Source organism: Streptomyces sp. A012304 (genome assembly GCF_026008495.1).
GTDB lineage: Bacteria > Actinomycetota > Actinomycetes > Streptomycetales > Streptomycetaceae > Streptomyces.
Window position 1 is genome coordinate 40,217 of record NZ_BQUN01000176.1, and the last position, 2,002, is coordinate 42,218.

The 2,002-nt window shown below is 73.6% G+C and carries 1 protein-coding gene; it reads right to left on the reverse strand.

Annotated elements, in window-relative coordinates; all coding sequences use genetic code 11:
* The coding region (locus tag ALMP_RS35805) for a condensation domain-containing protein (RefSeq protein ID WP_264935944.1) at nucleotides 1–2,002 on the reverse strand (2,002 nt) is incomplete at both ends.

The following is a 2,002-nucleotide window of genomic DNA, read 5'->3' on the forward strand; positions in this document are numbered from 1 at the left end:
TGTGGCCCGTGTCTGCCGCTGGAAGGCGGTGGGCAGTGGGGCGGGGTCGACGGGTGTGGCGGTGTCGTTGGCGTCGTGCAGGAGCAGGCGGCGTTCATCGGCGGAGAGGACGTCGATCCGGCCGACGGGGCGCGCCGGGTCGGCGACGACGGCCCGCAGCAGCCGGGTCCAGCGGTCGACGAGATCGGCGACCGTCGCCCGGTCGTACAGGTCGGTGGCGTACTCGACGGCACCCGCGATCCCGGCGGGGGCGCCGTCGGCGTCGTACCGCTCGTGCAGGTTGAAGCCCAGGTCGAACTTGGCGGTGCCGGTCGGCACGGTCACGGGCGCGACCCGCAGGCCGGGCAGCTCGAACGCGCCCATCGGGGCGTTCTGCAGCGCGAACATCACCTGGAAGAGGGGGTGGTGGGAGAGCGAGCGGGCCGGGTTGATCTCTCCGACGAGGTTCTCGAACGGCAGGTCCTGGTGGGCGTAGGCGCCCAGTGCCGTCTCCCGGACCCGGTGCACCAGCTCCTGGAACGACGGGTCGCCGGAGGTGTCGGTGCGCAGGACGAGCGTGTTGACGAAGAACCCGACGAGGTCGTCCAGCGCCTGGTCGGTGCGGCCGGCGACGGGGCTGCCGAGCGGGATGTCGGTGCCCGCGCCGAGCCGGGTGAGCAGCGCGGCGAGGCCGGCCTGGAGGACCATGAAGAGGCTGGCGCCGGATCGGCGGGCCAGCCGAACCAGCCCCGTGTGCAGGTCGGCGTCGAGGTCGACGAGCAGATGCTCGCCCCGGTAGGTGGCGACGGCCGGGCGCGGGCGGTCGGCGGGCAGCCGGAGCTGCTCGGGCAGCCCGGCCAGCTTCTCCTTCCAGTAGGCGAGTTGGGCTGCGAAGACGCTGTTTTCGTCGGTGAGGTCGCCGAGCAGGTCCCGCTGCCAGAGGGTGTAGTCGGCGTACTGCGCGGGCAGCGGCGCCCACTCCGGTTTGCGTCCCGCGCACCGCTCGGCGTACGCCTCGGCGAGATCGCGGGAGAGCGGTCCGGTGGACCATCCGTCACCGGCGATGTGGTGCATGACGAGCAGCAGGACGTGTTCGTCGTCGGCGAGCGCGAACAGATGTGCCCTGAGCGGCACTTCGGCGCAGAGGTCGAAGGGCTCGCGGGCGGCCCGGTCGAGTTCCCTTGGCAGTCCTGGCTCGTCGGTGCGGGTCACGCGCAGGCGCGGGCGGGCGGTGTCGAGGTCCAGCACCTTCTGGCAGGGGGTGCCGTCCGCCTCCGGGAAGACGGTGCGCAGCGTCTCGTGACGGGTCACGACGTCGGCGAGCGCCTCGTTCAGCGCGCGCTGGTCGAGCCGCCCGGACAGGCGCAGGGCGAGCGGGATGTTGTAGGTGGCTCCCGGCCCTTCCATCTGCTGGAGGAACCACAGCCGGCGCTGCGCGAACGACAGTGGCGTCCGCTCGGGCCGCTCGGCGGCCGTCAGCGCGGGGCGCACCCGTCCGGTGCCGTCCAGGGCGGCGGCGAGACCGGCCACGGTCGGCGTCTCGAAGAGGGTGCGCAGCGGGAGTTCGGCGCCCAGTACGGCCCGTACGCGCGAGGCGAGGCGGGTGGCGAGCAGGGAGTGGCCGCCGAGGTCGAAGAAGCTGTCGTCGACACCGACGTGTTCGACGCCGAGGACCTCGGTGAACAGCTCGGCCAGGAGCCGCTCGCGCGGGGTGCGCGGCGCCCGGCCCGTCATCCGGGGCCCGGGGTCCGGGGTGGGCAGGGCGGCCTTGTCGAGCTTGCCGTTGGGGGTCAGCGGCAGCGCGTCCAGGGTGACGAACGCGCCGGGCACCATGTGGTCCGGGAGCCGTTCCCGCAGGTGGGCCCGGAGGTCGGCGGCCCGCGGTGTGCGGCCGGGTTCGGGGACGACGTATCCGACGAGGCGTTCGTCACGGACGGCGACGACGGCGTGGGCGACGGAGGGGTGGGCCGCGAGGACGGCCTCGACCTCACCGGGTTCGATACGGAAGCCGCGCACCTTGACC